The 13,244-nt window shown below is 71.3% G+C and carries 11 protein-coding genes; 9 read left to right on the forward strand and 2 right to left on the reverse strand.

What is annotated here, in order from left to right; translation table 11 throughout:
* Nucleotides 1-6: 6 nt before the first annotated feature.
* Nucleotides 7-1,362 (forward strand): replication-associated recombination protein A, encoded by a 1,356-nt coding sequence (locus IE136_RS10470; RefSeq protein ID WP_189600237.1) that lies wholly within the window; start codon nt 7-9, stop codon nt 1,360-1,362.
* Nucleotides 1,363-1,365: 3 nt separating this feature from the next.
* Here IE136_RS10470 and IE136_RS10475 read toward each other — a convergent pair whose 3' ends face one another.
* On the reverse strand, nt 1,366-2,061 hold the full coding sequence (locus IE136_RS10475; RefSeq protein ID WP_189600181.1) for a DUF2470 domain-containing protein: 696 nt from the start codon (nt 2,059-2,061) through the stop codon (nt 1,366-1,368).
* 200 nt (nt 2,062-2,261) lie between these two features.
* Here IE136_RS10475 and rpsD point away from each other — a divergent pair, with 200 nt between their 5' ends.
* Entirely contained in the window at nt 2,262-2,876 is a 615-nt protein-coding gene (gene rpsD / locus IE136_RS10480) for a 30S ribosomal protein S4 (RefSeq protein WP_158985446.1), read from the forward strand.
* A 31-nt stretch (nt 2,877-2,907) separates the two neighbouring features.
* Here rpsD and IE136_RS10485 read toward each other — a convergent pair whose 3' ends face one another.
* Nucleotides 2,908-5,058: an ATP-binding protein gene (locus tag IE136_RS10485; protein ID WP_189600182.1), complete on the reverse strand. Its 2,151-nt coding sequence runs from the start codon at nt 5,056-5,058 to the stop codon at nt 2,908-2,910.
* Nucleotides 5,059-5,227: 169 nt separating this feature from the next.
* Here IE136_RS10485 and IE136_RS10490 point away from each other — a divergent pair, with 169 nt between their 5' ends.
* From IE136_RS10490 to aroC, 7 genes are all read left to right on the forward strand, one after another.
* The gene (locus tag IE136_RS10490) at nt 5,228-5,674 is read left to right on the forward strand and encodes a DUF948 domain-containing protein (protein ID WP_158985442.1); all 447 of its coding nucleotides are present in this window, start codon (nt 5,228-5,230) and stop codon (nt 5,672-5,674) included.
* 5 nt (nt 5,675-5,679) lie between these two features.
* On the forward strand, nt 5,680-6,033 hold the full coding sequence (locus IE136_RS10495; protein WP_189600183.1) for a DUF6167 family protein: 354 nt from the start codon (nt 5,680-5,682) through the stop codon (nt 6,031-6,033).
* On the forward strand, nt 6,033-8,702 hold the full coding sequence (gene alaS / locus IE136_RS10500) for an alanine--tRNA ligase (RefSeq protein ID WP_189600184.1): 2,670 nt from the start codon (nt 6,033-6,035) through the stop codon (nt 8,700-8,702). The genes IE136_RS10495 and alaS overlap by 1 nt, the downstream gene beginning before the upstream one ends.
* A gap of 11 nt (nt 8,703-8,713) precedes the next feature.
* Entirely contained in the window at nt 8,714-9,178 is a 465-nt protein-coding gene (gene ruvX, locus IE136_RS10505) for a Holliday junction resolvase RuvX (protein WP_158994068.1), read from the forward strand.
* 101 nt (nt 9,179-9,279) lie between these two features.
* Nucleotides 9,280-11,028 carry an endolytic transglycosylase MltG gene (mltG, locus tag IE136_RS10510; protein WP_189600185.1) on the forward strand — a complete coding sequence of 583 codons (1,749 nt, stop codon included), beginning with the start codon at nt 9,280-9,282 and terminating at the stop codon, nt 11,026-11,028.
* Entirely contained in the window at nt 11,025-11,852 is an 828-nt protein-coding gene (locus tag IE136_RS10515) for a shikimate dehydrogenase (RefSeq protein ID WP_158985434.1), read from the forward strand. The genes mltG and IE136_RS10515 overlap by 4 nt, the downstream gene beginning before the upstream one ends.
* A gap of 179 nt (nt 11,853-12,031) precedes the next feature.
* The gene (gene aroC / locus IE136_RS10520; protein ID WP_158985432.1) at nt 12,032-13,216 is read left to right on the forward strand and encodes a chorismate synthase; all 1,185 of its coding nucleotides are present in this window, start codon (nt 12,032-12,034) and stop codon (nt 13,214-13,216) included.
* Nucleotides 13,217-13,244: the final 28 nt, after the last annotated feature.

Consider the following 13,244-nt stretch of genomic DNA (forward strand, 5'->3'; position numbering starts at 1 on the left):
ATGACTGTGGAGCCCGACCTCTTTACCGCCGCCGCGGAAGAACGCCAGGAGAAGGACCCGTCCAGCAGCCCCCTGGCCGTCCGGATGCGCCCGCGCACCCTCGACGAAGTCCTCGGCCAGCAGCATCTGCTGAAGCCGGGATCGCCGCTGCGCCGGCTGGTGGGGGAGGGCGGCGGCGGCCCGGCGGGCGCCTCGTCCGTGATCCTGTGGGGGCCGCCGGGCATCGGCAAGACGACCCTCGCGTACGTCGTCTCCAAGGCGACCAACAAGCGGTTCGTGGAGCTCTCCGCGATCACCGCGGGCGTCAAGGAGGTCCGGGCGGTCATCGAGGGGGCCCGGCGGGCGGCCGGGGGCTACGGCAAGGAGACCGTCCTCTTCCTCGACGAGATCCACCGCTTCTCCAAGGCCCAGCAGGACTCGCTCCTCCCGGCGGTGGAGAACCGCTGGGTGACGCTGATCGCGGCGACGACGGAGAACCCGTACTTCTCGATCATCTCCCCGCTGCTCTCGCGCTCCCTGCTGCTCACGCTCGAACCGCTCACCGACGGCGACCTGCGGGACCTGCTGAAGCGGGCGTTGACCGAGGAGCGGGGGCTGGGCGGGGCGGTCACCCTGCCGGAGGACGCCGAGGCGCACCTGCTGCGGATCGCCGGCGGTGACGCGCGCCGCGCGCTGACGGCCCTGGAAGCCGCGGCGGGCGCGGCCCTCGCCAAGGGCGAGCCGGAGATCACGCTCCAGACGGTCGAGGAGACCGTCGACCGCGCGGCGGTGAAGTACGACCGTGACGGCGACCAGCACTACGACGTGGCCAGCGCCCTCATCAAGTCGATCCGCGGCTCGGACGTGGACGCGGCGCTGCACTATCTGGCCCGGATGATCGAGGCGGGGGAGGACCCCCGGTTCATCGCCCGGCGCCTGATGATCTCGGCCAGCGAGGACATCGGTCTCGCGGACCCGACGGCGCTGCCGACGGCCGTGGCGGCCGCCCAGGCCGTCGCCATGATCGGTTTCCCCGAGGCCGCGCTGACGCTCAGCCACGCCACGATCGCACTGGCCCTGGCCCCGAAGTCGAACGCGGCGACCCTCGCGATCTCCGCCGCCCAGGCCGATGTGCGGGGCGGCCTGGCCGGCCCGGTCCCTGCACACCTCCGTGACGGCCACTACAAGGGCGCGGCCAAACTGGGCCACGCCCAGGGGTACGTCTACCCGCACGACGTCCCGGGCGGCATCGCGGCCCAGCAGTACGCCCCCGACGCGGTCCACGGCAAGCGTTACTACGAACCGACCCGGTACGGCGCGGAGGCACGGTACGCGGACGTCGTGGAGAAGGTGCGCGAAAGGCTGCGGGGCGAGGGCGGGTAGCGCTCAGGAGCGCGCGGCGTCGAAGAGCCGGTGCAGCTCGCGCCGCAGCCCGCCCACGTCCCGTACGGGTTCGGGGAAGTCGAAGCGCGCGTCGAAGCATTGGTGCGGCCCCGCGCTGAAGCGGATCCGCAGCCCGAAGCGGTCGAGGGCCAGCGGCGCGACGTCCCGCGTCGGCACCAGGGCCGCCGACCGCTCGCCGAGCAGCGTGCTCAGCTCGCGGACCTGCTCGCCGTGGGCCGCGTGCAGGTGCTGCAGCAGCTCGGTCTCATGCGCGTGCAGAGGATCGGGCGAGGCCGCGGCGAACTCCTCCGGATCGACCTCCGATGCGCCCCACAGATCGTCGACGCTCGCCTCGTACGGCTCCAGGCGCAGCATCATGCGGCCGGGCTCGGCCACGCCGGGCAGGCAGGTGAGCCAGCCGGCGACCCAGGCACGGCCACGGATACGGTGGGGGACGGAGACGGGGGCCACGTCCGTGAGTTCCAGGACGACCGGCAGCTCGTCGTCCTGGGCGTGGGTGGCGGCCCGTACCGGCGGGGCGTCGGCCGGGAAGAGCAGGAAGATCTCGCCGTCCGGCCCGACCGCCCGCGCCTCCGGCGTCAGCTGCTCGAGGCGCAGCCGCTCGGCCCCTGGAATCAGGAGCACCGCGGAGCATGTACTCTGTACGAGAGTTCGTGTGCGCTCGGCTGCTGACGGCATCCGCGCGATTTCAAGCCCGCTGGGACGCGGCTGGCCATGAGCTGATCGGACCTCCGTCACATCGATGCCCTCCGCGGACGCGGAGGAAGCATCGTTCATTGTGCTGCTGTCTGTGATGCGCGTGGTGTTCCCAGGGCGAGACATGCGATCTCCTTGAGTAAGGTGAGCCTAACCTAACCTACAACGGAGGTCTGGAGAACGTGCCTAACCAGTCGCGTCCCAAGGTCAAGAAGTCTCGCGCGCTCGGTATCGCGCTGACGCCGAAGGCTGTCAAGTACTTCGAAGCCCGCCCGTACCCGCCGGGTGAGCACGGCCGTGGCCGCAAGCAGAACTCGGACTACAAGGTCCGTCTGCTCGAGAAGCAGCGCCTGCGCGCTCAGTACGACATCAGCGAGCGCCAGATGGCGCGCGCCTACGACCGCGCCAAGAAGGCCGAAGGCAAGACGGGTGAGGCGCTGGTCGTCGAGCTCGAGCGTCGCCTCGACGCCCTGGTCCTGCGTTCGGGCATCGCCCGCACCATCTACCAGGCCCGCCAGATGGTCGTGCACGGTCACATCCAGGTCAACGGTGGCAAGGTCGACAAGCCGTCGTTCCGTGTCCGTCCCGACGACGTCGTGATGGTCCGCGAGCGCTCCCGCGAGAAGCCCCTGTTCCAGGTGGCCCGTGAGGGTGGCTTCGCCGCCGACGGTGAGACCCCGCGCTACCTGCAGGTCAACCTGAAGGCCCTGGCCTTCCGCCTCGACCGCGACCCGAACCGCAAGGAAATCCCGGTCATCTGCGACGAGCAGCTGGTCGTCGAGTACTACGCCCGCTGATCCAGGCGACGTAGTACCGCGCACTTCGCGGTCATCGGCCCGCCGCTTCCCCGCCCTTACCGGTGGGGGAGCCGGCGGGCTTCCGCGTTTTCGGTACCGTCGTACGGAAGGGCCGGGGAGCCTCGCCGGGGCGGCCGCCGGCCGGATCCCGTCGCTCGCCGAGAGCCCGGCGCACGGCCGCGTCCAGGGATAGCCCCCGCCCCTCCCGTACGGACGCCCCGTAGCGCTCCGCGCCGAGCAGCTCGCCGGCCTGGCGCTCGCACACCGCCCGGGGTCCGTCGAAGGAGCCCGAGCCGAACAGCCGCAACCCCACCATGCCCCACACCGGCAGCGCGGCCCCCTGGAGCACCGCCGCCTCCGCCGGGTCCCCCTCGCTCGCCGTCACCAGGGCCAGCAGCTCGATCGCCAGCACCAGACCCACCAGGTCGTGGAACGTGTGGTTGATCGTGACGCACTCCCCGAGCAACGCCCGGGCCTCGGTGTGATCACCCCCCGTCCATGCCGCGTACGCCAGCACGTACAGGGCGTACGCCCTGGTCCAGCGCTCGCCGCGCTCCTCGCAGATCTCCCGCACCTCGGCGCAGAGCGCGACCGCACCCTCCAGATCGCCCCGGAAGACCCGGGCCATCGCCAGCTCGACCTGCCCCATCAGCACGTTGCTGTTCAGCTCGCCCACTTCCTGGTACGTCTCCAGGGCCCGGCCGATCAGCTCCTCGGCCCGCGGCATGTCGTCGGAGAGCAGCGCCAGGCAGCCCATTCGATGGGTCGCGTACGCCTCGGCCAGCGGATTCCCGGTGGCGCGGGCCCGCTCGCGGCACTCGTGCAGCGCCGCCACCGCCGCCGTGGTGTCCCCCTGCAGGATCGCCACATAGCCGAGCACCCAGAGCGCCTTGAGCCGGGCGGCCGGATGCTCGGAACGCCCGGGGTCGAGCGAGAGCGCCCGGTCCAGCCAGTGCCTGCCCTCCGAAAGGCGCCCGCACCCCACCCAGTAGAACCAGAGCGTCCCGGCGAGATGCCGCGCCAGATGTGTCTCCTCGGGCTGCTCCAGGCAGAGCTCCAGGGCCGCGCGGAGATTGGGCAGCGCCGCGTCCGCGCACGCGGCGACCTCGGCCTGACGCGGACTGAACCACTCCAGCTCGCACCAGGTGGCGAGGCCCATGTACCAGTCGCGGTGGCGCCGGCGCATCCGCGCCGTGTCGCCGAGCGCGGCCAGCCACTCCGCCCCGTACGCCGCGACCGTGTCCAGCATGCGGTGGCGCGGACCCGCCGCCGTCTCCTCGCGGAATACCAGCGACTGCGCCACCAGACCGCCGAGCGCCTCCACGACCCGCTCCGCCGGCAGGTCCGGTCCACCGCAGACGTACTCCACGGCCTCCAGGTCGAACGGCCCGGCGAAGACCGAGAGCCGCGCCCACAGCAGCCGCTCCTCGGGCGTGCACAGCTCATGGCTCCAGCCGATCGCGGTGCGCAGGGCCTGATGGCGGGGAAGCACACCGCGCGTCCCCTCCGAGAGGAGCCGGAACCGGTCGTCGAGCCGGTGGAGCATCTGCTCCACGGTGAGCAACGGCAGCCGTCCGGCGGCCAGTTCGAGGGCGAGCGGAATCCGGTCGAGGCGCCGGCACAACTCCCGTACCGCCTCCGGGTCGCCTGCCGGGGCGCCGGCCGCCGACGCCCGCTCCGCGAAGAGCCGCACCGCGTCCTCGTCGGTCATCGGCGCCAACGTGAACACCGCCTCCCCGTCCACCCGGAGCGGCCGGCGGCCCACCGCGAGCACCGTCAGACCGGGGGCCGCCCGCAACAACTCCCGCAGCAGCGGGGCGCACTCCTCCACGAGGTGCTCGAAGCCGTCCACGACGAGCAGGAGCCGGCGATCGGCGAGATGCTCGATCAGCGCCTCGCGCGGGGTGCGCAGCGTGTGGTCGGTCAGGCCCAGCGCCTCGACCAGGGCGAGCGCCACCAGCTCCGGGTCGCGCAGGCCCGAGAGTTCCGCCAGCCGCACGCCGTCGGCGTACCGTTTCTGCGCCGCCGAGGCGGCCCGCAGCGCCAGCCTGGTCTTGCCGACACCGCCCACCCCGACCACGGTGACCAGGCGGGCTTCGGCAAGGAGCAGGCTCACTCGGTCCTGCTCGTCGGCGCGTCCGACGAACCGGTTCAGCTCAGCCGGGAGATTGCTCCGTCGCATGAGACACGGAGCGTACTCATCCGGGCGCACTCCGTACAGCCGGATCGCGCGAACCCCTCCCACGAGCGCCGCTGCGAGCGGTAATGCGGTACGGGGAAAGACCGTGGGCGCGATAGGGTCGGGAGACGACTTCTGGCAAGGGCCCAACGACAGCAGAGAGCGGTGCGGAGTGACCGGTGGAGAGGTTGCCGGGATCCTGGTGGCCGTGTTCTGGGCGATTCTCGTCTCCTTCCTCGCCGTGGTGCTGGTGAGACTGGCGCAGACGCTCAGGGCGACCACCAAGCTGGTGGCGGACGTGACCGAACAGGCCGTCCCGTTGCTCAGTGACGCCTCCGCGACCGTGCGGTCGGCGCAGACCCAGCTCGAGCGGGTCGACGCGATCGCCTCGGACGTCCAGGAGGTCACCTCCAACGCGTCGGCGCTCTCCACCACCGTCGCCTCCACCTTCGGCGGTCCGCTGGTCAAGGTCGCGGCCTTCGGCTACGGCGTGCGCAGGGCGCTCGGCCGCGGCCGGGACGACCGCGGCCGTGACGAGGCACCGCGGGCGTCCGCGCCACGAACCGTCGTCGTCGGTCGCACCGTGCCGTCCGCGAGACGCCGGAAGCAGAAGGGCTGAGCTCCATGTTCCGCCGCACGTTCTGGTTCACCGCAGGCGCAGCCGCCGGCGTGTGGGCCACCACCAAGGTCAACCGCAAGCTCAAGCAGTTGACCCCCGAGAGCCTCGCCGCGCAGGCGGCGAACAAGGCGATCGAGACCGGCCACCGGCTCAAGGACTTCGCCCTCGACGTCAGGGCGGGCATGGTCCAGCGCGAGGCCGAACTGGGAGAGGCGCTCGGCCTGGACGCACCGGCCGGCCACGAACTCCCGGGGGCCCGCCGGGCGGCCGCGCTCGGCCCCATCCCGCCCACCACCACGACCACGTACTCGTACGACGCAACGCCTACGAGTCCGCACAACCGGAATGAGGACCACTGATGGAGTCGGCTGAAATCCGCCGCCGCTGGCTGAGCTTCTTCGAGGAGCGCGGGCACACCGTCGTGCCTTCGGCGTCGCTCATCGCGGACGACCCGACTCTGCTTCTGGTCCCCGCCGGCATGGTTCCGTTCAAGCCGTACTTCCTCGGCGAGGTCAAGCCGCCGTTCTCCCGCGCCTCCAGCGTGCAGAAGTGCGTGCGTACGCCTGACATCGAAGAGGTCGGCAAGACCACCCGCCACGGCACGTTCTTCCAGATGTGCGGCAACTTCTCCTTCGGCGACTACTTCAAGGAAGGCGCCATCAAGCTCGCCTGGGAGCTGCTGACCACCTCGGTGGAACACGGCGGCTACGGACTCGAGCCGGAGAAGCTCTGGATCACGGTCTACCAGGACGACGACGAGGCCGAGCAGATCTGGCGCGACATCGTCGGCGTGCCGGCCGAGCGCATCCAGCGGCTGGGCAAGAAGGACAACTTCTGGTCGATGGGCGTCCCCGGGCCCTGTGGCCCGTGTTCCGAGATCAACTACGACCGCGGCCCCGAGTTCGGCGTCGAGGGCGGCCCCGCCGTCAACGACGAGCGGTACGTGGAGATCTGGAACCTCGTCTTCATGCAGTACGAGCGCGGCGAGGGCACGTCGAAGGAGGACTTCGAGATCCTCGGCGACCTGCCGTCGAAGAACATCGACACCGGCCTCGGGCTCGAGCGCCTGGCGATGATCCTGCAGGGCGTACAGAACATGTACGAGACCGACACCCTCAAGGTCGTCATCGACAAGGCCACCGAGCTCACCGGCGTCGACTACGGCACGTCTCACGACACCGACGTCTCGCTGCGCGTGGTCGCCGACCACATGCGCACGTCCGTGATGCTCATCGGCGACGGCGTCACACCCGGCAACGAGGGCCGCGGCTATGTGCTCCGCCGCATCATGCGACGCGCCATCCGCAACATGCGCCTGCTCGGCGCCACCGACGTCGTCGTCGGACAGCTCGTGGACACCGTGATCGACACGATGGGCGAGCAGTACCCGGAGCTGGTCACCGACCGCAAGCGGATCGAGACGGTCGCCCTCGCCGAGGAGGCCCGCTTCCTTAAGACGCTCAACGCCGGCAGCAACGTCCTCGACGGCGCCGTCTCCGAGACCAAGGCCGCCGGCTCCACGGTCCTCCCGGGCGAGAAGGCGTTCCTGCTCCACGACACCTGGGGCTTCCCGATCGACCTCACCCTGGAGATCGCCGCCGAGCAGGGCCTCTCCGTGGACGAGGCCGGCTTCCGCCGCCTGATGCAGGAGCAGCGGGACAAGGCCAAGGCCGACGCCAAGGCCAAGAAGACCGGCCACGCCGACGTCGCCGCCTATCGCGAGATCGCGGACAGCAGCGGCTCGACGGAGTTCACCGGCTACACCAACACCGAGGGCGAGACCACCGTCGTCGGCCTGCTGGTCAACGGCGTTCCGTCGCCCGCCGCCACCGAGGGCGACGAGGTCGAGGTCGTCCTCGACCGCACCCCGTTCTACGCCGAGGGCGGCGGCCAGCTCGCCGACCAGGGCCGGATCAAGCTGCACGGCGGCGCCGTCATCGAGATCCGCGACGTCCAGCAGCCCGTGCCGGGCGTCTCCGTCCACAAGGGTTCCGTCCAGGTCGGGGAGGTGACGGTCGGCTCCACCGCCTACGCCGCCATCGACGTGCGCCGCCGCCGGGCCATCGCCCGCGCCCACAGCGCCACCCACCTCACGCATCAGGCGCTGCGCGACGCGCTCGGCCCGACGGCCGCCCAGGCCGGTTCGGAGAACTCGCCGGGCCGCTTCCGCTTCGACTTCGGCTCCCCGAACGCCGTGCCCGGCACGGTCCTCACGGATGTCGAGCAGAAGATCAACGAGGTCCTCGCCCGGGAGCTCGACGTGCACGCCGAGGTCATGCCGATCGACGAGGCCAAGCGCCAGGGCGCCATCGCCGAGTTCGGCGAGAAGTACGGCGAGAAGGTCCGCGTCGTCACCATCGGCGACTTCTCCAAGGAGCTGTGCGGCGGTACGCACGTCCACAACACCGCTCAGCTGGGTCTGGTGAAGCTGCTCGGCGAGTCGTCGATCGGCAGTGGCGTGCGCCGTGTCGAGGCCCTGGTCGGCGTCGACGCGTACAACTTCCTCGCCCGGGAGCACACGGTCGTCGCCCAGCTCCAGGAGCTGGTCAAGGGCCGCCCCGAGGAGCTGCCCGAGAAGATCTCCGCCATGCTCGGCAAGCTGAAGGACGCCGAGAAGGAGATCGAGAGGTTCCGCGCCGAGAAGGTGCTGCAGGCCGCCGCCGGCCTGGTCGAGAGTGCCAAGGACGTCCGCGGTGTCGCCGTCGTCACCGGCCAGGTCCCCGACGGCACCTCCGCCGACGACCTGCGCAGGCTGGTCCTCGACGTCCGCGGCCGCATCCCGGGCGACCGCCCGGCCGTCGTGGCCCTGTTCACCACGGCCAACGGCCGTCCGCTGACGGTCATCGCCACCAACGAGGCCGCCCGCGAGCGGGGTCTCAAGGCCGGTGACCTGGTCCGTACCGCCGCCAAGACGCTCGGCGGCGGCGGTGGCGGCAAGCCGGACGTCGCCCAGGGCGGCGGCCAGAACCCCGATGCGGTCGGCGACGCCATCGAAGCCGTCGAGCGCCTCGTGGTGGAAACCGCGTGACGGAGTCGACGATGCGTCGCGGCCGTCGCCTCGCGATCGACGTCGGGGACGCCCGGATCGGGGTCGCCTCGTGCGACCCCGACGGGGTCCTCGCCACCCCGGTGGAGACCGTGCCGGGACGTGACGTCCCGGCCGCCCACCGGCGGCTCAGGCAGATCGTCGAGGAGTACGAACCGATCGAGATCGTGGTCGGCCTCCCTCGCTCCCTCTCCGGGGGCGAGGGGCCGGCCGCGGCCAAGGTCCGCCGCTTCGCCCAGGAACTCGCCCGCGGCGTCGCCCCCGTACCGGTCCGTCTCGTCGACGAGCGGATGACGACGGTGACGGCGACGCAGGGGCTGCGGGCCTCGGGGGTGAAGGCGAAGAAGGGGCGGTCAGTCATCGATCAGGCCGCCGCTGTGATCATCCTTCAAGCAGCTCTTGAGTCCGAACGGGTATCAGGTAATCCGCCCGGCGAGGGCGTCGAAGTGGTCATCTGATCGCGATACGGTAACGTTCCGCGCGATGCGGCGGTGTTCGAACAGCTGCCGCACAACGTAGAGGCTGACCGTCCGGACGCCTCGCGGCTGTTTGGGGATCGATGACTGAGTATGGCCGGGGCCCCGGCTCCGAACCGTGGCATCCCGCGGACCCGCTCTACGGGGACCAGGGATGGGGAGGCCAGCAGCAGTACCCGCAGCAGGCGCAGTACGGCCACCAGGACCCGTACGGCCAGGGCCAGGATCAGGGCCAGGGGTACGAGCCGCAGTACCAGCAGCCGCATCCGCCTCAGCAGCACCAGCCGCAGCAGTACAACGATCCCCAGTACGGCGACCCGTCGTACGGCGGGCGGCAGCAGGATCAGTACGAACAGCAGGATCAGTACGAACAGCAGGGGCAGCGGCCCGCGTACGGCCAGCAGCAGCCGGGGTACGACACGCCCGGGTACCCCGCACAGCAGTACGACCCCAGCTGGGAGACGGGCCAGGCGTCCATGCCGTACGGCGCCACTCCGGCCGATCCCTACGGTGGCCAGAACCCTGACCTCTACGGCACGCCCGAGGCGTACCCGCCGCCGCAGCCGCCCGGCCGCCGGCAGGACCCGCCGGAGCCCGTGACCGACTGGGAGACGGAGGCCGCGGAGGAGGAGCGGCACCCCTTCTTCACCGGTGGGAACGGCGACGGCGATGACGACGGGTACGACGACGACCCGGCCGAGAGCCGCTCCTCGCGCGGCGGACGCGACCGCCGGGGCAAGGGCAAGAAGAAGACCAAGAACGGTGTCGCCTGTCTCGTCGTCGCCCTCGTCCTGGCGGGCGGGGTGGGCGGTATCGGCTACTTCGGCTACCAGTTCTGGCAGGGCCAGTTCGGCGCGTCGCCCGACTACACGGGTGAGGGCAGCGGCTCGGTCCAGGTGGAGATCCCCAAGGCCGCCGGCGGCTACGAGATCGGCAACATCCTGAAGAAGGCCGGGGTCGTCGCGAGCGTCGACGCCTTCGTCTCGGCGCAGCAGCGGAACCCGAAGGGTCTGTCGATCCAGGCCGGCGTGTACACGCTGAAGAAGGAGATGTCGGCGGAGAGCGCGGTCGCGCTGATGCTGAGTCCGGCGAGCCAGGCCAACTTCGTGATCCCCGAGGGCAAGCGGAACACCTGGGTCTACGAGCAGATCGACAAGAAGCTCGACCTGGAGAAGGGCACGACGCAAGGTGTGGCCAAGGCCAAGGCGAACGACCTCGGCCTCCCGGACTGGGCCAAGAACCAGGCCGACGTGAAGGACCCGCTGGAGGGCTTCCTCTTCCCGGCGAGCTACCCGGTGGCCAAGGGGAACAAGCCGGAGGACGTCCTCCGGAGGATGATCGCGCGTGCGAACCAGGAGTACGGCAAGCACGACCTCCAGGCCGAGGCGTCCGAGCTGGGGCTCAAGTCCCCGCTGGAACTGCTCACCGTCGCGAGCCTCGTGCAGGCCGAGGGCAAGCACAAGCAGGACTTCGACAAGGTCTCGCGCGTCGTCTACAACCGCCTCAAGCCCGACAACAGGCAGACGTACGGCCTGCTCGACTTCGACTCCACGGTCAACTACGCCAAGGGCGAGAGCACGCTCGACATCGGCTCGGTGGACAAGCTGCGCCAGTTCAAGCACCCGTACAACACCTACTACATCCATGGCCTGCCGCCCGGTCCGATCGGCAACCCGGGGCTGGAGGCACTCAACTCGGCGATCAACCCGACGCCCGGTCCCTGGTACTACTTCGTGTCCGTCACCGAGGACGAGACCCTGTTCGCGGAGACGAACGAGGAGCACGAGCGCAACCGGAAGAAGTACGAGGAAGCACGGAAGTCCGGACAGTGAGCAGCACGTCGCGCGCGGCCGTCCTCGGCTCGCCCATCGCCCACTCCCTCTCGCCCGTCCTGCACCGGGCCGCCTACGCGGCGCTAGGCCTCGACGGCTGGTCCTACGACCGTTTCGAGGTCGACGAGGCCGGGCTGCCCGGCTTCGTCGCCGGCCTGGACGATTCCTGGGCCGGGCTCTCGCTGACCATGCCGCTCAAGCGGGCGATCATCCCGCTGCTCGACGAGATCAGCGACACGGCCGCCTCGGTCGAGGCCGTGAACACGGTCGTCTTCACCGAGGACGGCCGTCGTGTCGGCGACAACACGGATATTCCCGGCCTGGTCGCCGCCCTGCGCGAGCGGGGCGTCGAGAAGGTGGACTCCGCCGCGATCCTCGGCGCCGGCGCCACCGCCTCGTCCGCGCTGGCCGCGCTCGCCCGGATCTGCGCGGGCCCCGTCACCGCGTACGTACGCGGCGAGGCGCGGGCCGAGGAGATGCGGGGCTGGGGCGAGCGGCTCGGCGTGGACGTCCGTACGGCGCAGTGGGGGAGTGCGGCCGAGGCGTTCGCCTCTCCCCTGGTGATCGCCACGACGCCCGCCGGGGCGACGGACGACCTGGCCCCGGCCGTGTCCGGTACCCCCGGCACCCTCTTCGACGTGCTGTACCACCCCTGGCCGACCCCGCTCGCCGCCGCCTGGTCGGAACGCGGCGGCACGGTCCTCGGTGGCCTCGACCTCCTCGTCCACCAGGCGGTCCTTCAGGTCGAGCAGATGACGGGACGGTCCCCGGCGCCGCTGGCGGCGATGCGGGCCGCGGGGGAGCGGGCGCTCGGCGAGCGTTGAGCGGCCGGCTCGGACGCCCCTGACCCGCCCGACCTGATGCCCGACCTGACATGCTGCGTCCGATACCTGGACCGGCGAGCGGGTTCCCGCCCGGGACGTGGGAGGATCGGACACGGCGGGCTCGGGCCGCGCACCCGTTCGCGCCGCAGCAGTTCCAGGCGCGAGCATGAGGAGCATCGTTGAGCAGGTTGCGTTGGCTGACCGCTGGGGAGTCCCACGGACCCGCGCTGGTCGCGACGCTGGAGGGTCTTCCCGCCGGTGTCCCGGTCACCACCGAGCTGGTGGCGGACCACCTCGCGCGGCGGCGCCTGGGCTATGGGCGCGGCGCCCGGATGAAGTTCGAGCAGGACGAGGTCACCTTCCTCGGCGGTGTCCGCCACGGGCTCTCCCTCGGCTCACCGATCGCGGTGATGGTCGGCAACACCGAGTGGCCGAAGTGGGAGAAGGTCATGTCGGCCGACCCGGTCGACCCCGCCGAGCTGAAGGAGACCGGCCGCAACGCTCCGCTGACCCGGCCCCGGCCCGGTCACGCGGACCTCGCCGGAATGCAGAAGTACGGGTTCGACGAGGCGCGGCCGATCCTGGAGCGGGCTTCCGCGCGGGAGACCGCGGCCCGGGTCGCCCTCGGTGCCGTCGCCCGGTCGTTCCTGAAGGAGGCCGCGGGCATCGAGATCGTCTCGCACGTGATCGAGCTCGCCGCTGCCAAGGCGCCGTACGGCGTCTACCCGACCCCGGCCGACGTCGAGAAGCTGGACGCCGACCCCGTGCGCTGCCTCGACGCCGACGCGTCGAAGGCGATGGTCGCGGAGATCGACCAGGCCCACAAGGACGGCGACACCCTCGGCGGGGTCGTCGAGGTCCTCGCCTACGGGGTGCCGGTCGGGCTCGGCTCCCACGTGCACTGGGACCGCCGGCTCGACGCGCGGCTCGCCGCCGCGCTGATGGGCATCCAGGCGATCAAGGGCGTCGAGGTCGGTGACGGATTCGAACTGGCCCGCGTGCCGGGCTCGAAGGCCCACGACGAGATCGTCGCGACGCCCGAGGGCATCAAGCGCACCTCCGGCCGCTCCGGCGGCACCGAGGGCGGCCTCACCACCGGTGAGCTGCTCCGGGTCCGCGCCGCGATGAAGCCGATCGCCACCGTGCCGCGCGCCCTGGCCACCGTCGACGTCGTCACCGGCGAGGCCGCGCAGGCCCACCACCAGCGTTCCGACGTGTGCGCCGTGCCGGCCGCCGGCATCGTCGCCGAGGCGATGGTCGCGCTCGTCCTCGCGGACGCCGTCGTGGAGAAGTTCGGCGGCGACAGCGTCCCGGAGACCCGCCGCAACGTCCGGTCGTACCTCGACAACCTCCAGATCCGGTGACCGGACCCCTGGTCGTCCTGGTCGGGCC

Origin of the sequence: Streptomyces lateritius (assembly GCF_014649715.1) — a bacterium.
GTDB classification, from domain to species: domain Bacteria; phylum Actinomycetota; class Actinomycetes; order Streptomycetales; family Streptomycetaceae; genus Streptomyces; species Streptomyces lateritius.